The 17395-nt window shown below is 64.8% G+C and carries 11 protein-coding genes; 9 read left to right on the top strand and 2 right to left on the bottom strand.

Annotated features, from left to right (window positions below):
* Positions 1 to 243: 243 nt before the first annotated feature.
* The 9 genes from GGR73_RS04620 (at position 244) to GGR73_RS04580 (ending at position 13341) form a co-directional block, all read left to right on the top strand.
* Positions 244 to 2916, top strand: coding sequence for a Cache 3/Cache 2 fusion domain-containing protein (locus tag GGR73_RS04620; RefSeq protein WP_184455817.1), 2673 nt, complete (start codon positions 244 to 246; stop codon positions 2914 to 2916).
* A 934-nt stretch (positions 2917 to 3850) separates the two neighbouring features.
* A complete protein-coding gene (locus tag GGR73_RS04615) occupies positions 3851 to 4636 on the top strand; it encodes a flagellar brake protein (RefSeq protein ID WP_016904901.1) in 786 nt (261 codons plus the stop codon).
* A gap of 131 nt (positions 4637 to 4767) precedes the next feature.
* Positions 4768 to 5253, top strand: a complete 486-nt coding sequence (locus GGR73_RS04610; RefSeq protein WP_016904902.1) for a chemotaxis protein CheW — start codon at positions 4768 to 4770, stop codon at positions 5251 to 5253.
* Between the two features lie 171 nt (positions 5254 to 5424).
* Positions 5425 to 5808, top strand: coding sequence for a hypothetical protein (locus GGR73_RS04605; protein WP_005993867.1), 384 nt, complete (start codon positions 5425 to 5427; stop codon positions 5806 to 5808).
* A gap of 85 nt (positions 5809 to 5893) precedes the next feature.
* Entirely contained in the window at positions 5894 to 8263 is a 2370-nt protein-coding gene (locus tag GGR73_RS04600; RefSeq protein WP_184455815.1) for a methyl-accepting chemotaxis protein, read from the top strand.
* A 208-nt stretch (positions 8264 to 8471) separates the two neighbouring features.
* Positions 8472 to 9341: a CheR family methyltransferase gene (locus GGR73_RS04595; protein ID WP_046342487.1), complete on the top strand. Its 870-nt coding sequence runs from the start codon at positions 8472 to 8474 to the stop codon at positions 9339 to 9341.
* Entirely contained in the window at positions 9338 to 9934 is a 597-nt protein-coding gene (gene cheD / locus GGR73_RS04590; RefSeq protein ID WP_005993860.1) for a chemoreceptor glutamine deamidase CheD, read from the top strand. Before GGR73_RS04595 ends, cheD begins: the two co-directional genes overlap by 4 nt.
* A complete protein-coding gene (locus GGR73_RS04585; RefSeq protein WP_039510453.1) occupies positions 9931 to 11007 on the top strand; it encodes a protein-glutamate methylesterase/protein-glutamine glutaminase in 1077 nt (358 codons plus the stop codon). Before cheD ends, GGR73_RS04585 begins: the two co-directional genes overlap by 4 nt.
* Positions 11008 to 11013: 6 nt before the next feature.
* Entirely contained in the window at positions 11014 to 13341 is a 2328-nt protein-coding gene (locus GGR73_RS04580; protein ID WP_434983178.1) for an EAL domain-containing protein, read from the top strand.
* Positions 13342 to 13680: 339 nt separating this feature from the next.
* Here GGR73_RS04580 and GGR73_RS04575 read toward each other — a convergent pair whose 3' ends face one another.
* Together GGR73_RS04575 and acnB are read right to left on the bottom strand one after the other, a co-directional pair.
* Entirely contained in the window at positions 13681 to 14562 is an 882-nt protein-coding gene (locus GGR73_RS04575; RefSeq protein WP_456362918.1) for an alpha/beta fold hydrolase, read from the bottom strand.
* A 196-nt stretch (positions 14563 to 14758) separates the two neighbouring features.
* A complete protein-coding gene (acnB, locus tag GGR73_RS04570) occupies positions 14759 to 17350 on the bottom strand; it encodes a bifunctional aconitate hydratase 2/2-methylisocitrate dehydratase (protein WP_043087348.1) in 2592 nt (863 codons plus the stop codon).
* Positions 17351 to 17395 lie beyond the last annotated feature (45 nt).

The following is a 17395-nucleotide window of genomic DNA, read 5'->3' as shown; positions in this document are numbered from 1 at the left end:
AAGCGGCCCTTTTTTTGTTCCGGGCATCTGTGGCCATCCGCCAGCGGGCGTCAGGCCACGCATCATGTGACGCGCCATACTTCATCAAAAACTAACAACTGCCACATCGCTGGAGCCGCCCAATTAGGCAAGCGAACTGGACAATTGTGCGGATTTCGACACAAACCATCAATTAATTGCATAAACGGCCGCTATCGACTTCACGCATCCGTAACGCCCTCCCCCGGGCAAGGTCGATTCCTCATGCACTCCTTCAACCGCCTGTCCGTCGGCACCCGGCTGTCCGCGCTGCTGACCGTGGTGATCGCGCTCTCCCTCGGCCTGCTGGCCCTGACCATCTACCGCCAGTCCGCCGACGACATCGAATCCCAGGTCAAGGCCGAGCTGCGCTCCAGCACCCGGTTGATGCAGCAGTCGGTGGCGATGTACGACGTCACCCTGACCGAGGGCACCCAGCGCCTGGGCAGCGTATTTGAGACCATGCTCCCCAGCGGCGAGCGCACTCTCGACACCGCCAGCACCGTCGCCATCGGCGCGCAGCAGACGCCGTCGCTGCGTGCCGGCAAGCAGGCACTGAATCTCAACTTCGACGCCGTGGATCGCTTCGCGCAGACCGCCGGCGGGGTCGCCACGATCTTTGCGCGCACCGGTGACGACTTCGTGCGCATCACCACCTCGCTGCGCAACAAGCAGAACGAGCGCGTGATCGGCACCCTGCTCGACCGCAAGGGCAAGGCCTACGCCGCACTGTCGCAAGGCAAGGCCTTCACCGGCCAGGCGCAGCTGTTCGGCGAGCAGTACATGACCCATTACCAGCCGCTGCGCAATGCCGCCGGCGAGGTGATCGGCGCACTGTTCGTCGGGCGCAACTACACCCAGGGCCTGGCCGCGCTGAAGGCGCAGGTCAGCACCACCAAGCTGGGCCAGGACGGTTATTTCGTCATCGTCGACATGGCGCCGGGCGAGCACCAGGGCCAGGTCATCGCCGCACCGCCGGGCACACCGGCCACGCTGGCGGCGCTGGTGCCGGCCGAGCAGCAATCGCTGCTGCAGTCGGTGCTGGACGGCAAGCAGCCCAGCGCCAGCCTGCAGTTGCGCGATGCCCAGGGCAACGCCCGGGCCTTCGAAGTCACCGCCCAGCGCTACGCGCCGTGGCAGTGGGCGGTGATCGGCACCCAGCCGCGCAGTGCCATCGACGGCCCGCTGGACGAGCTGATGGGCAGCATGCTGCTGTTCTCGCTGGTGGTGCTGGGCCTGTGCATCGCAGTGGTCTTCATCGCCGCGCGCAAGATGGTCACCCGCCCGCTACTGGCGGTGGAACGCGTGCTCGGCGATGTGGCTGCCGGGCGCCTGGACAACCCGATCGAGATCGACCGCCACGACGAACTCGGTCGCCTGCTGCTCAACGCACGCGCCATGCGCGACGACCTGCGCGCGCGGCTGCAACGCGATCAGCTGATCGCCAGCGAAGCGCTGCGCGTGCGCACCGCGCTGGACGATGTCAGCACCAACGTGATGATCGCCGATGCCGATCGCCGCATCATCTACGTCAACCGCCCGCTGCAACGCATGCTCAAGAGCGTGCAGGACGAACTGCGCCGCGACCTGCCCAACTTCGATGCCGATGCGCTGATCGATGCCAGCATCGACCAGTTCCATCGCAAGCCCGAGCACCAGGCACGCATGCTCGACCAGCTCACCGGCACGCACACCGCGCAGATCCATGTCGGTGGCCGCACCATGCGGCTGGTGGTCAACCCGGTGCTGGGCGCGGCCGGCGAGCGCATGGGATTTGTGGTCGAGTGGGCCGACCGCACCCAGGAAGTCCAGGTGGAACAGGAGGTCGCACGTATCGTGCAGGCCGCCGCCGCCGGCGACCTGAGCGAGCGCGTCGGCCTGGAAGGCAAGCAGGGCTTCCTGCTGCTGCTCGCCCAGCAACTCAACGCGCTGCTGGACAACAATGCGGACGGGCTGTCGCGCGTGTCCGCCCTGCTCTCTGCGTTGTCGCAGGGCGATCTGACCGCGCGCATGGACGGCGACCTGCAAGGCGTGTTCGCCACCATCCGCGACGATGCCAATGCCACCGCCGACCAACTCGCCGGCATCGTGCGCCGGATCAAGGACTCCTCGCTGGCGATCAACTCGGCCGCCACCGAGATCGCCACCGGCAATGGCGACCTGTCGCGTCGCACCGAACAGCAGGCCGCGGCCCTGGAAGAAACCGCCGCCTCGATGGAGGAGCTCACCGCCACCGTCAAGCAGAATGCCGACAACGCCGACCAGGCCAATCGGCTGGTGCTGGACGCCGCCGGCGTGGCGGCCCAGGGCGGCGATGTGGTCGGCCGCGTGGTCACCACCATGGCCGACATCGACACCTCGTCCAAGAAGATCGCCGAGATCATCGGCGTCATCGACGGCATCGCCTTCCAGACCAATATCCTGGCCTTGAACGCGGCAGTGGAAGCCGCACGCGCCGGCGAACAGGGCCGCGGCTTCGCCGTGGTCGCCTCGGAAGTACGTACGCTCGCACAGCGTTCGGCCGGCGCAGCCAAGGAGATCAAGCACCTGATCCAGGACTCGGTCACCCGCATCGGCAACGGCGCCGCACTGGCGTCCGAAGCCGGCAACACCATGCAGCAGGTGGTCAGCTCGGTGCAGCGCGTCACCGACATCATGAGCGAGATCACCAGCGCCTCGCGCGAGCAGGCCGCCGGCATCACCCAGGTCAACCAGACCGTCACCCAGATGGACGAAACCACCCAGCAGAACGCCGCGCTGGTGGAAGAAGCCACCGCGGCTGCACGCGCGATGGAAGACCAGGCCGCGCAACTGGTGGATGCAGTGGCCGTGTTCCGCCTGGAACAGCAGGACCAACTCAACACCTTGCTGGCCAACGCACGCCACGCCTACACCTGATGCGACAGACGACGACGGCGCGCCCGTCGAATATGTAAGTCGAGGGCGCGATGCCCTCGCCGCTTGCGGAAACTCCGTGACTCCGTAAGCGAAGACTGCGTCGCGTCATTTAGGCGCGATCCTGATTGAATCAAAAGCTCAGTGAGTCGAGTGCGCGGTGCCCTCACCGCTCGCGGGACACGCCGTGAATCCGTCCATGGAGGCGCCTTGGCGGCATCCATGCCGCCAAGGGTCCCGCAACCGGCGAGGACACCGCGCCAGACAGCTAGTCGGCTGCTTTCTTGAAAGCGTATTGTTCGGCTTGCGAATGGAAAATGGTCAGAGGTTGATCGAACGCTTAGTGATCCGACCAGCACATGTCATGCATCGCTTCCCCTATGCATACCGACCATCTCAACTGGTCCTTGCCCGCTCACCGTCGCGGGACCTTACGCGGCATGGATGCCGCGTAAGAGCCTACAGGGACGTACTTGCGGCGTGTCCTGCGACGGTGGGCGGGCAAGGGCCCTGCAGCAAAGTCACAGATCACCCGCTCTTCGACTTATATATCTGCACTCCCCAAGTCCATCGAAACACGGCAACAAAAAAAGAGGCCTGGAACCGTGCACACCGACCATCTCCACTGGTCCCTGTCCGCCCACCGTCGCGGGACCTTGCGCGGCATGGATGCCGCGCCAGCGCCTAGATGGATGTACTTGCAGCGTGTTCTGCGATGGTGGGCGGGCAAGGGCCCTGCAGCTAAGCGGCAGCACCACGCGCTCTACACTTGATCCATGTGCACTATTAGCCGCTGGGAACACAACGCCCAAAGCAACCAACGCTTCACGCAATAGTTTTTGTCAGCCGCTCTTAAAGATTTCGCTTTGCCGCCGATATCAAGGCGACGCCGGGACAACCGTTCCGGCGGCTTCCCGCATCTACTGTGCCTGTGCCCATGTCCCAAGGCGATACCTCAGAGCTGGACCACGACGCCGACCACCTCGCCGAAGGTGACGAGCGCTATCTGCTGCGCAACAAACGGCAGATCCGTGGCCTGCTACGCCAGTTGCTCGACCAGCGCGCCATCGTGACCATGCATGTGGCCGGGCGCGACATGGCCGTGCCCACCGCCGTGCTCGAGGTGGACGAAGACGACGACTGCGTGATTCTGGACGGCAGCCATAACGAAGCCTCCAACCGCGCCATCCAGGACGCCAAGTACCTGCTGTGCTACGCACAACTGGAACGGGTCAATATCCGCTTCCGCCTGGAAACGCCCGAGCGGCTGGAGCGCGACATCCACGTTGCCTTCCGCGCCGAGCTGCCCGAGGCGATGTATCACCTGCAGCGTCGCGAGTCGTACCGGCTGGAAACGCCGATCACCGACTCGCCCGTCTGCATCATTCGCCAGGACGAGGCACAGGGCGGCAATCTCAACCTGCAGCTGCGCGTGATCGATATCAGCAGCGGCGGCCTGGCGGTCTCGCTCACCGATGGCATGCCCCTGCTCGAACCGCAGCGCACCTACCGCAATTGCACGCTGCAACTGCCCGACACCGCGCCGATCACCCTGCCGCTGACGGTGTGCAGCCAGTACAAGCAGACCCTGCCCAACGGCAGCGAAGGTTTCCGTGTCGGCATGCAGTTCAGCGACCTGCCACGCGGTGCCGACGAGACCATCCAGCGCTATATCTTCCGGGTCGACCGCCAGCGCAATGCGCGCAAGAGCGGCGTGTTCTGAACCCACCCGCACCAGCCACGGCGCACGGCTAAAGTTGCCCTGCGCTGCGCCGATGTTGCTAGGGCAATCCTCATCCGCATGCTTTTCCTATAGCTGCAATCCGACACTCAGCCGCAACGCCCGGAGTTTCCATGAACGACAAAAGCACGACCACCGGCACCGGTGGTGAATTCCTCAGCTTCGCCCTGGGCGAAGAACACTACGGCGTGGACATCCTGAAGGTGCAGGAAATCCGCGGCTACGATTCGGTCACCCGCCTGCCCGACGCACCGGACTACATCAAGGGTGTGATCAACCTGCGCGGCACCATCGTGCCGGTGATCGACCTGCGCCTGAAGCTGCGCCTGAAAGAAGCGCGCTACGACGCCTTCACCGTGATGATCGTGCTCAACGTCGAAGACCGCGTCGTCGGCATCGTGGTGGACAGCGTCTCGGACGTGATTCCGCTCAACGACGACCAGATCCGCCCCACCCCCGAATTCGGCGCCTCGGTCGATACCCGCTTCATCTCGGGCATCGGTACCCAGGACGATCGCATGCTGATCCTGCTGGATATCGAGACCCTGCTGGACAGCACCGAGCTCGGTCAGCAGCAACTGGCCGAAGAAGCGGCCTGATTCAGACCATCTGGTGTCGGGAGCTTCCCGACACGAGACGCACAACGAAGTTGAAGTGAGATAGAAATCACGTTTTTCGGATTCAAGTTGAACGGCGGCTAGCCGATAGCTGAATAGAAGCCCGCGTACACAAACGGGTCACCGTTCGACTTTTGATTCTGGAGAATCCCTATGAAGTTCCTGCTCTCGCTCCTCCCCGTCGCTGCTCTCGTGATTGTTGCTCCCACGCTGTCGGCTCAGTCGCAGGAAATGATTCCGCCGGAAATGGCGACCCGTTTCGTCGGCAAGGACGGCATGGTGTGCGGCAAGGTCGAAAAGGCCAAGTACGCCCAGAGCTCGGAAGGTGAACCCACCTTCCTGTACATGGGCGGCATGTTCCCGCGTCACACCTTCTCGGCCCGCATCGACGGCGCCAACCGCGGCAAGTTCAGCTTTGCCCCGGAAAGCCTGGAAGGCAAGGACGTCTGTGTGCTCGGCAAGATCCAGCGCGACAGCTCGCGTGCCGAAATCGAAGTCAGCTCGCCGGCCAGCCTGAAGCTGGCCACCATCAAGTAATCGCCCCGCAGATCGCCACGCCCTCGCGCGTGGCGATCTGCCGTTTGCGGTTATGCGCACTGACTTCTATCGGGGAATCGTGTCAATGCAATGGATCAACAATCTCAAACTGATGCCCAAGCTGATGCTGGCGTTCGGCATCGTGCTGCTGATCATGCTGGTGCAGGGCATCATCGCCTATGCCGGCCTGGCGTCGCTCAATAACGTCACCCGCGATCTGGCCGGCAATACCATGTCCAGCGTGCGCGAAGCAGGCGACCTGCGCGGCATGCTCGGCGAATATCGAAATGCGTCTTATCAGAATCTGGTGCGCGCCAGCGACTCGGTCAAGCAGGAAGCCAAGGTCCGCGCCAAGCGGCTCCATGGCGAAATCGAGGCCACGATCAAGGGCTACCCCCGCCTGATCGAGAGCCCGCAGCAGAAGAAGTTGTTCGACGTGTTCGTGGCGGACTGGAAGAAGGCAGCGGCCTCCTACGCCAGCGTCGACGAAATGGTCGAGCTCAATCTGCCCGACGATGCCGTCGACACCTTTGTCGGCGAGACCCGCACCCTGCACAACAAGGCCAAGGATTCGCTGGCCGCGTTGATCGTCGAAGACAACAAGCTGGCCCAGGCTGCCAAGAGCAAGGCCGAAAAAGTCCATGCCACCTCGGTCTCGCTGACCGTGATGGTGCTGTTGATCGGCATCGCCGGTGGCCTGGGCCTGGCATTCCTGTTCGCACGTTCCATCGTCAAGAGCATGCGCGGCGCCGTGTCCACCGCCACCGAAATCGCCAGCGGCAAGCTGGATGGCCAGATCAATGTGCAGGGCCAGGACGAAGTGGGCGAACTGATGCGCTCCATGCACCGCATGCAGCGCGACCTGAAGGAACGCATCGAACGCGACCAGAAGATCGCCGACGAAAACCTGCGCATCCGTACCGCGCTGGACAAATCGTCCACCAGCACCTTCATCACCAACGCCGATCGGGTCATGATCTACGCCAACGAGGCGTTCATGAAGCTGGTCACGCATTACGAAGGCAGCATTCGTCTGTCCTCGCCCGATTTTGAAGCCAGCAAGATCATCGGCCAGCACATCAGCTATCTCGGCCTGCCCGAAACGACCGTGCGCAAGGCCATCGCAGCACTGGAACGCGACGGCATCACCAGCTTCGAAGAGCGCTACGGCGAGTTTGTGATGATGCAGACCGTCACCGTCATCAAGAACGAGCAGGGCGAAAGCACCGGCGATGTCTGCGAATGGCGCGACCGCACCATCGAAGTCCAGGTTGAAGAGGAAGTCGCCCGCATCGTGCGTGCCGCCGCCAGCGGCGACATGAGCGGCCGGGTGGAAACCGACGGCAAGCAGGGCTTCTTCCTGCAGCTGGCCCAGCAGCTCAACGGCCTGCTGGATGCCAACGCCGGCAGCCTGGAGCAGATCTCGGCATTGCTGTCGGCGCTGTCGCGCGGCGACCTGACCGTGCGCATGCACGGCGAATTCAGCGGCGTGTTCGCGCAGATGCGTGACGATGCCAATGCCACCGCCGAGCAGCTGGCCGACATCGTCGGGCGCATCAAGGTCTCGTCCACCGCGATCAACTCGGCGGCCGGCGAGATCGCCTCCGGCAACAGCGACCTGTCGCATCGTACCGAGCAGCAGGCCGCCAACCTGGAAGAAACCGCTGCCTCGATGGAGGAGCTCACCTCCACCGTCCGGCAGAACGCCGAAAGCGCCCGTCAGGCCAACCAGCTGGCCATCGGCGCCACCGGCGTGGCCTCGCAGGGCGGCGAGGTGGTCTCGCAGGTGGTCACCACCATGTCGGGCATCGAAGCCTCGTCCAAGAAGATCGCCGACATCATCTCGGTGATCGACGGCATCGCGTTCCAGACCAACATCCTGGCCCTGAACGCGGCGGTGGAAGCCGCCCGTGCCGGCGAACAGGGTCGCGGCTTTGCCGTGGTCGCCAGCGAAGTGCGTACGCTGGCACAGCGCTCGGCCGGTGCCGCCAAGGAGATCAAGGGCCTGATCGACGACTCCGTGCACAAGGTGGCCGAGGGCTCGGCCCTGGTACGCAAGGCCGGTGCGACCATGGCCGAGATCGTGGCCAGCGTGCAGCGCGTGACCGACATCATGGGCGAGATCTCTGCGGCCTCGCAGGAACAGTCGACCGGCATCGAGCAGGTCAACCAGACCATCACCCAGATGGACGAGACCACCCAGCAGAACGCCGCCCTGGTGGAAGAAGCCACTGCGGCCGCGCGCTCGATGGAAGAACAGGCCGGCCACCTGGCCGAAGCGGTGTCGGTGTTCAAGCTGGACGAGCCGGCCGCCCCGGCCGCGCGCGTACGCCCGGTCGCCTCGCGCCCGGTCGCGGTGAAGTCCGCAGCCAAGGCGGCGACGCGTGAAGCCACCCCATCGCGCCCGGCCAAGCCGCAGGCCGCGCTGGCCGACGGTAACTGGCAGGAGTTCTAAGCCGCTGCTGTCTCCCCACAAAGCCCCGGCACTGCCGGGGCTTTGTGTATCTGCCCCCGGCGCAGCGCGCACTGCCCTGCCGCCGGCTGCGATCGCACCGCCCGCGCAGCGCCGTGCACCGCCAGCGGACCCGGCTGTCTGCAATGCACGATTGGTGCTTCAGTTGCATGACCACATGGCCGATATCCAGTCATAGCTAACGACGCGTATGGATATGACGACCACCTCGACTCCCGCTTCAGACACACGCGAATTTGATTTTGGCGACCGCGATTTCAAGCGCGTCTGCGACCTGATCTATCAGCGTGTCGGCATCGCCCTGGCTCCGGCCAAGCGCGACATGGTGTATGGCCGGTTGTCGCGTCGCCTTCGCGTGCTCGGCCTGCGCTCCTTCCGCGACTACCTGGACCAGCTGGAAGCAGGCAACGACGAGGAGGAATGGCAGGCGTTCACCAACGCGCTGACCACCAACCTGACCTCGTTCTTCCGCGAGCCGCACCACTTCGACAAGCTGCGCGAAGAACTGCAAAAGCGCGCCTCGCAGGCGCCGTTGAAGATCTGGTCGTGCGCGGCCTCCACCGGCGAAGAGCCCTACTCCATCGCCATCACCGCCTGCGAAGCCTTCGGCACCTTGACCCCGCCGGTCAGCATCGTCGCCACCGACGTCGACACCCAGGTGCTGGAGACCGCCTCGCGCGGCGTCTATGCCATCGACCGCGTCGCCTCGCTGGACGCATCGATCAAGCGCAAGTACTTCCAGCGCGGCAGCGGCCCCAACGAGGGCAAGTGCCGGGTGATCCCGGCATTGCGCCAGCTCATCGAATACCGCCAACTGAACCTGCTGGCACCGCGTTACGACGTGGGCGGCCCGTATGCGGCGTTGTTCTGCCGCAACGTGATGATCTACTTCGACAAACCGACCCAGCGCGGCATCCTGTCGCGGCTGGTCAGCCACATGGGCGACGACGGTCTGCTCTACACCGGGCATTCGGAGAACTACCTGCACGCGGCCGATCTGATCCAGCCGTGCGGGCGCACGCTGTATCGGCGCAGCCCGCGCGCGGGAGCGTCTGCATGAGTACCGCCGTGCAGGTCGACGATGTCATGCGCTACCGCGATTCGCGGTTCCAGACCATCACCGCCAAGCTGTTGCCCACCCAATACCTGGTGGTCGACGACGACACCGCGTTGACGACCACCTTGGGATCGTGCGTTGCCGCCTGCCTGCGCGACCCGGTCCTGAAGATCGGCGGCATGAATCACTTCCTGTTGCCGGAAGGACAGGTCGGCGATGGCGCACCCGCGCGTTACGGCAGTTATGCGATGGAGTTGCTGATCAACGACATGCTCAAGCGCGGCGCGCATCGCAAACGCATCGAAGCCAAGGTCTTCGGCGGCGCCAACGTGCTCAAGGGCTTCACCAGCAACCCGGTCGGCACCCGCAACGCCGAGTTCGTGCGCCAGTACCTGCAGGCCGAACACATTCCCATCATTGCCGAAGATCTGTGCGGCATCCATCCGCGCAAGGTGTGGTTCTTCCCGACGACCGGACGCGTGGTCGTGCAGCGCTTGCCGCATGCACACGAAGCCGAAGTCGCCGCCACCGAATCGGCCGTGCGCGCCCGTCTGTCCAAAGCACCGGTTACCGGTGGAGTGGAGTTGTTCGAATGACGCTGGAAACCCCTGTGCGTGTATTGATCGTCGACGACTCGGCGGTCGTACGCCAGATGCTGACCGAAATCCTCTCGCGCGATGCCGGCATCGAGGTGATCGGCTCGGCCGCCGACCCGATCCTGGCGCGCGAAAAGATCAAACGCCTCAATCCGGACGTGATCACGCTGGATGTGGAAATGCCGCGCATGGACGGCCTGGTGTTTCTGGAAAACCTGATGCGCCTGCGCCCCACCCCGGTGGTGATGATTTCGTCGCTGACCGAGCGCGGCGCCGACACCACCTTGCAGGCCTTGTCGCTGGGTGCGGTGGATTTCGTCTCCAAGCCCAAGATCGACGTCGCACGCGGGCTGGAAGGCTACGCGGAAGAAATCGTCAGCAAGGTCAAGATGGCCTCCAAGGCCAGGGTCAGCGCGCTCAATCGTCCCAGCGCGCCCAAGGTCACCCTGGACATGCAGTCCGCACCGGTTCCCGGCAGCGCGCTGCGCTTCCGCACCACCGACCGCCTGATCGCCATCGGCGCCTCGGCCGGCGGCACCGAAGCCCTGCGCGTGGTGCTCGAACACATGCCCGCCGATGCCCCGGCGGTGGTGATGACCCAGCATCTGCCGGCCAGCTTCAGCACCGCCTTCGCCGAACGCCTCAATCGCCACTCGGCGATGTCGGTGCGCGAGGCCAGCGATGGCGAGGCGATCCTGCCGGGTCACGCCTACCTGCCGCCGGGCGGCCAGCACCTGCGCATCATCCGCGACGGTGCGCGCTGGCGCTGCCGCATCGACGACGGCCCGCCGGTCAATCGCCACAAGCCGGCGGTGGACGTGCTGTTCCGCTCCGTCGCCGCCAACGCCGGCCCGAATGCGGTCGGCGCCATCCTCACCGGCATGGGCGACGACGGTGCACGCGGCCTGCTGGAAATGTTGCAGGCCGGTGCGCCCACGCTGGTGCAGGACGAAGCCAGCAGCGTGGTGTGGGGCATGCCAGGCGCCGCCTACAAGCTCGGCGCCGCGCAGGAAGTGGTGCCGCTGAGCCGCGTTGCCGAGCGCCTGATCGCGCTGTCGGCACAGGCGCGTTGATCCGGCATGACCGTTCGTCCCCCGCATCCGGCTGAACAGGCGGCTGTTCCCGGCGTCGCGGTAACCGCATCGCTGGCGACGGCGGAGACACCGGCAGATCACGCGCCCCTTCCCAGGACGTTCAAGGTCGGCCCGATCACCGCTGGCGTGAGCAGGCCGGACGAACATCCCGATGCCACGCGCTCGCGCCTGCTGGCCGAAGCGCTGGACGGCAGCAGCAGTGCGATCCTGATCTGCGATCTGCAATCGCGCCTGCTCTACGCCAACGACGGCTTCCAGCGCATGTTCGGCTATACCGAGGCCGAACTGGTCGGCAAGCGTCCCTCGGACGTGCTGACCCGCGCGCAAAGCGACCAGGACGAGGTGGCGCGCATCCGCGACCGCGCCGATGCGTTGCAGCAGACCCAGGCCGACCTGCTGGTATACCGCAAGGACGGCACGCCGCTGTGGATTTCGCTCAACTTCAATCCGATCTACGACGCCAGGCATCTGCCGTCGCATTACGTGGCGGTGCTGACCGACATCACCGACACCAAGATGCATGAGGTGCTGCAGCACCGCGTGCTCGAGGCGCTGGTGCAGGAACGGCCGCTGATCGAGGTGATGACGCTGATCTGCACCGAGGTCGAGCGCATCGCACCGGACGTGCTGGCCACGGTCATGAGCGCGGACAACCAGGGCTGCCTGCATTCGCTGGCCGCGCCCAGCCTGCCGCCGGAATATGCCGATGCGGTCAACGGACTGAAGATCGCGCCGGGTGCAGGCGCCTGCGGTACGGCCGCCTGGCGCGGCCGCCCGGTAATGGTGGAAGACATCGCCACCGACCCGCTGTTTGCGCAATTCCGCGAACTGCTGCTGCCGATGGGTCTGCGCGCGTGCTGGAGCACACCGATCCGCTCCAACAGCGCACGCGTGCTCGGTACCTTCGCGCTGTACTACCGCAAGGCGCAGCGTGCCGATGCCTGGCACGTACGCCTCACCGATCTGTGCCAGCAGTTGTGCACACTGGCGCTGGAACGCGAACAGATCCGCCAGCGCGTGCATCAACTGGCGTTCTACGATGCGCTGACCGGCCTGCCCAACCGCATCATGTTCAGCGCACGCGCCGAGCAAGCCCTGACACAGGCCGAATACGCCGGCGAACCGGCCACGTTGATGTTCATCAACATCGACCGCTTCAAGTTAATCAACGACAGCCAGGGCCATGCCGCCGGCGATGGCCTGTTGCGCGACATCGCCTTGCGCATCGGCGAACAGCTGACCGCCACCGCCATGCTGGCGCGCCTGGCCGGCGACGAATTCGCGCTCGCGCTGCCGCAATGCAGTGCCGAGCAAGCCAGTGCCGCCGCAGAACGCGTGCTGGGCACCATCGCCAGGCCGTTGCCGGTCGGGCACATGACCGTGCATCCGTCGGCCAGTATCGGCGTGGCGATGTTTCCCGAAGATGGGCGCGACATCAACATCCTGCTGCGGCATGCCGATCTGGCCATGAACCGCGCCAAGCAGGAAGGCGGCGGGCGGTTCCGTTTCTTCAGTTCCGACATGAACCGCATGGCGCAGGAACGCGTTGCGCTGGAAGCGGAGCTGCGCCAGGCGATCGACCGCGATCAACTGCAGTTGCACTACCAACCGCAGTTGCACAGCGCCGCACCGCACGCGCTATACGGCGTGGAAGCGCTGTTGCGTTGGAATCATCCGCAGATGGGCGCCATTTCGCCGGCGCGGTTCCTGCCCGTGGCCGAAGAGCAAGGCATGATGCCGCAGCTCAACGACTGGGTGCTGCGCAGTGCCTGCCGGCAGATCGCCGATTGGCGCAAGCGTGGCGTGCCGGTGTCGCGCGTGTCGGTGAACCTGTCGGCGAGCAGCTTCGAAAGCCCGCGCATGCTCAGCGATCTGTTGCGCCTGATCGCCGACATGGGCGTGCAGCCCTCCGACCTCACCCTGGAAATGACCGAGAGCGTGATGCTCTCCGGGCAACCCGGCGTCCTGGAAAACCTGCACGCCATCCGCGAAGCCGGCATCTCGTTGTCGCTGGACGACTTCGGCACCGGCTATTCCAGCCTGAGCCACCTGCATCGCCTGCCGATCGACGAACTCAAGCTGGACATGAGCTTCGTGCGCGACATCGAACACAGCGAAGACGCCCGCGCCCTCACCACCTCGGTGCTGCGCATCGGCGAGCATCTGCGCAAGCACGTGGTTGCCGAAGGCGTGGAAAACGAAGCCCAACGCCTGTTCCTCGCCGACCTCGGCTGCGAAGTGCTGCAGGGCTATCTATTTTCGCGGCCATTGCCGGCGGCGGCACTGGAAGCCTGGCTGGGTGCGCAGTCTTAGAGCGGCTCACGACAACCATGTCGTGGTTTGTCAGGCTGTTCTCATAGCGTTTTTACGCACGCATCAGCAAGTCGAAGCAAATTGCCAGAAGGCAAAGCATCTGATCTGGTGGTTCTGTGCAGGGCCCTTGCCCGCCCACCATCGCAGGACACGCCGCAAGTACGTCCTTGTAGGCTCTTACGCGGCATCCATGCCGCGTAAGGTCCCGCGACGGTGAGCGGGCAAAGACCAAGTGAGGTGGTCGGTGCTCATGGTTGCAAGCAGCGCCAACTGAGGTGGCCGGTGCTCATGCTTGCAAGCAACGCATGGTGTCGTTCTGATCGCCAGATCAGCGGCACATCATGAGAGCGATGCCTGTGCCTGACTGTTGTCTTCAAGCGCGCGCCTTTGCATCCGCGTCGAATCCGATGCCACGGTGCGCTTCAACCAACCCAGCAATTGCGCAGTGACGAAGGCCGGATTCTCCAGCGATGCGATGTGCCCGGCATCGGGGATCAGCTCATAGTCGCACCCGATCACCTCGGCCATCAGCCACAGCTCTTCGGGCGGGCGCGGAATATCGTCTGCGCCGCCGAGCAGGAAGGTGCTGGCCGGATTCAGCGCGGACATCGCCTCCAGGCGATCCGCGCGCCCGAAGATCAGCCGGCCCAGCGGCACGATCGAGGTGCGCAACTGCTCGGCCGACAGCGCCGCCAGACGCTGCGCAAACGCAGCCGGCAGCGCGGAATTCAGATCGATGCCGGGGCTGAAAAAGATCGGCACGATCGCCTCGATCAACGCAGGCGTCACCTGCCCGGCTGCTTCGATCGCATCGAGCAAAGCGAAATAACGCGTTTGCGTGGCCTGCGGCTCGGCACCCAGGAAGGTATCCATCAGCACCAGGCTGCGCACACGCTGCGGTGCCAGCAGCGCCAGCTCGGCGCCCCACATGCCGCCGACCGACAGGCCGACCACTGCGCATTGCGGTAGCTCCAGCGCATCCAGCAACAGCAGCATCTGCCTGGCAAGGTCGCCCACCGTCTGCGTGCCCGCTGGCAGTGCCGCCGATTGCCCGTGCCCCCACAACTCGGGAACGATGACCCGATAGTGCGGCGAGAGCGCCTGGATCTGCGGTTCCCACATGGCCGCGTCCCAGAGATAACTGTGGCCAAGCAACACCGGAAACCCTTGACCGTATTGTGCGTAATGCAGCGTTTGACCAGCGATCGTGCAAGTAGGCATTGGAGATCAATCAGAGCGATGGGAGCGGCGCCACTCTAGACCTGCCGACTTCAGATTTTTGTTGCAATGCGACAGACGAGTTAACTGCGATTGCCTTAACTTCCGACATTACGCAGCCAAAACGAAGTCATCGCCCGAATAACGAAAAACGCCCGGCGTTGCCGGGCGTTTTCGAACAGCTGAGCAACCAGCTGGATCAGGCAGCGACGGTGTCGGCCACGTCCTGATATTCCTGGATCTGATCGAAGTTCATGTAGCGGTAGATCTGATCGCCACTGGTCTTGATCACGCCCACATCGGCCATGTACTCGTCCTTGGTCGGGATGCGGCCCAGACGCGAGCAGATCGCCGCCAGTTCCGCCGAACCCAGGTACACGTTGGTATTGCGGCCCAGACGATTCGGGAAGTTACGCGTGGAGGTGGAGAACACCGTGGCGCCCTCGCGTGCCTGCGCCTGGTTGCCCATGCACAGCGAGCAGCCCGGCATTTCCATGCGTGCGCCTGCCGCGCCGAAGGTACCGTAATGGCCTTCCTTGGTCAGCTCGGAGGCGTCCATCTTGGTCGGCGGCGCAACCCACAGACGGGTCGGGATATCGCGCTTGCCTTCCAGCAACTTGGCAGCGGCACGGAAGTGACCGATGTTGGTCATGCACGAACCGATGAACACCTCGTCGATCGCCGCACCGGCCACGTCGGACAGCGTCTTGACGTCGTCCGGATCGTTCGGGCACGCCACGATCGGCTCGTGGATGTCGGCCAGGTCGATCTCGATGACGGCGGCGTACTCGGCGTCGGCATCCGGCTGCAGCAGCTGCGGATCGGCCAGCCACTCTTCCATCTTCTTGATACGGCGGCCCAGCGTGCGCGCATCGGCATAGCCTTCGGCAATCATCCAGCGCAGCAGGGTGATGTTGCTGGTCAGGTATTCGATGATCGGCGCCTTGTCCAAGTGCACGGTGCAACCGGCCGCCGAACGCTCGGCCGAGGCATCGGACAGCTCGAACGCCTGTTCCACCTTCAGGTTCGGCAGGCCTTCGATTTCCAGGATGCGGCCGGAGAAGATGTTCTTCTTGCCCTGCTTGGCCACGGTCAGCAGACCGTCCTTGATTGCGTACAGCGGGATCGCGTTGACCAGGTCACGCAGCGTCACGCCCGGCTGCATTTCACCCTTGAAGCGCACCAGCACGCTCTCGGGCATGTCCAGCGGCATCACGCCGGTGGCGGCGGCGAAGGCCACCAGGCCGGAGCCGGCCGGGAACGAAATGCCGATCGGGAAGCGGGTGTGCGAGTCGCCACCGGTACCGACGGTGTCGGGCAGCAGCATGCGATTGAGCCAGCTGTGGATCACGCCGTCGCCCGGACGCAGCGACACGCCGCCGCGGGTGGAGATGAACTCCGGCAAGGTGTGGTGGGTCTTGACGTCGACCGGCTTCGGATAAGCGGCGGTGTGGCAGAACGACTGCATCACCAGGTCGGCCGAGAAGCCCAGGCAGGCCAGATCCTTCAACTCGTCGCGGGTCATCGGGCCGGTGGTGTCCTGCGAGCCCACCGAGGTCATCTTCGGCTCGCAATAGGTGCCCGGGCGCATGCCCTGGCCTTCCGGCAAGCCGCAGGCGCGGCCGACCATCTTCTGCGCCAGCGAAAAGCCCTTGCCGGTGTCCGGCGGGTCCATCGGCAGGCGGAACAGGTCCGAGGCCGGCAGACCCAGGAACTCGCGCGCCTTGGCGGTCAAGCCGCGGCCGACGATCAACGGAATGCGGCCACCGGCGCGCACTTCGTCGAACAGCACGTCCGACTTCATCGCGAACTCGGCGATCACCTGCCCGTTCTTCAGCGCCTTGCCGTCGTACGGACGCAGCTCGACCACATCGCCGTGCTCCATCTGCGACACGTCCAGCTCGATCGGCAACGCGCCGGCGTCTTCCATCGTGTTGTAGAAGATCGGGGCGATCTTGCTGCCCAAACACACGCCGCCGAAGCGCTTGTTCGGAATGAACGGAATGTCCTCGCCGGTCCACCACAGCACCGAGTTGGTCGCCGACTTGCGCGAGGAACCGGTACCGACCACATCGCCCACGTAGGCGACCAGATGGCCCTTGTCCTTGAGATCGGCGATGGCCTGGATCGGGCCGCGCTTGCCGTCTTCTTCCGGCTCGAAGGCCGCGCCGTCGCGCTTGTTCTTCAGCATCGCCAGCGCGTGCAGCGGGATGTCCGGGCGCGTGGTCGCATCCGGGGCCGGCGACAGGTCGTCGGTGTTGGTCTCGCCCGGCACCTTGAACACGGTGACGGTCATGCTCTGCGGCACTTCCGGCTTGCTGGTGAACCACTCGGCATCGGCCCAGCTCTGCAGCACGGCCTTGGCATGCGCATTACCGGCTTCGGCCTTTTCCTGCACGTCGTGGAAGGCATCGAACACCAGCAAGGTGTGCTTGAGCGCTTCGGCGGCGGTGGCGCCCAGCTCGGCGTTGTCGAGCAGGTCGATCAGCGGCTGGATGTTGTAGCCACCCAGCATGGTGCCGAGCAGCTCGGTCGCACGGGTGGGGCTGATCAGCGCGGTGTTCTCGGTGCCGAAGGCCACCGCAGCCAGGTACGAAGCCTTGACCTTGGCGGCATCATCCACGCCAGCCGGCACGCGCTGGCTGAGCAGCTCGACCAGGAACTCTTCTTCGCCCGCCGGCGGAGCCTTCAGCAGCTCGATGACCTCGGCGGTCTGCTGCGCGGTCAGCGGCAGCGGCGGGATACCGAGCGCGGCGCGCTCTGCAACGTGGTGGCGGTAGGCTTCCAACATGCGGATTCTCCGAAAGACAACAGTGAATGTGTAGACGCGAAACGT

Source organism: Xanthomonas sp. F14 (assembly GCF_014199865.1).
The sequence above is the reverse complement of the archived record's forward strand: the minus strand, read 5'-3'. Positions and strand labels throughout refer to the sequence as shown.

What these genes read in the sequence shown, in the direction of transcription:
- GGR73_RS04620 (WP_184455817.1), top strand. Translation starts at nt 244, where the DNA reads ATGCACTCCTTCAACCGCCTGTCCGTCGGCACCCGGCTGTCCGCGCTG.
- GGR73_RS04615 (WP_016904901.1), top strand. Translation starts at nt 3,851, where the DNA reads ATGTCCCAAGGCGATACCTCAGAGCTGGACCACGACGCCGACCACCTC.
- GGR73_RS04610 (WP_016904902.1), top strand. Translation starts at nt 4,768, where the DNA reads ATGAACGACAAAAGCACGACCACCGGCACCGGTGGTGAATTCCTCAGC.
- GGR73_RS04605 (WP_005993867.1), top strand. Translation starts at nt 5,425, where the DNA reads ATGAAGTTCCTGCTCTCGCTCCTCCCCGTCGCTGCTCTCGTGATTGTT.
- GGR73_RS04600 (WP_184455815.1), top strand. Translation starts at nt 5,894, where the DNA reads ATGCAATGGATCAACAATCTCAAACTGATGCCCAAGCTGATGCTGGCG.
- GGR73_RS04595 (WP_046342487.1), top strand. Translation starts at nt 8,472, where the DNA reads ATGGATATGACGACCACCTCGACTCCCGCTTCAGACACACGCGAATTT.
- cheD (WP_005993860.1), top strand. Translation starts at nt 9,338, where the DNA reads ATGAGTACCGCCGTGCAGGTCGACGATGTCATGCGCTACCGCGATTCG.
- GGR73_RS04585 (WP_039510453.1), top strand. Translation starts at nt 9,931, where the DNA reads ATGACGCTGGAAACCCCTGTGCGTGTATTGATCGTCGACGACTCGGCG.
- GGR73_RS04580 (WP_434983178.1), top strand. Translation starts at nt 11,014, where the DNA reads ATGACCGTTCGTCCCCCGCATCCGGCTGAACAGGCGGCTGTTCCCGGC.
- GGR73_RS04575 (WP_456362918.1), bottom strand. Translation starts at nt 14,562, where the DNA reads ATGCCTACTTGCACGATCGCTGGTCAAACGCTGCATTACGCACAATAC.
- acnB (WP_043087348.1), bottom strand. Translation starts at nt 17,350, where the DNA reads ATGTTGGAAGCCTACCGCCACCACGTTGCAGAGCGCGCCGCGCTCGGT.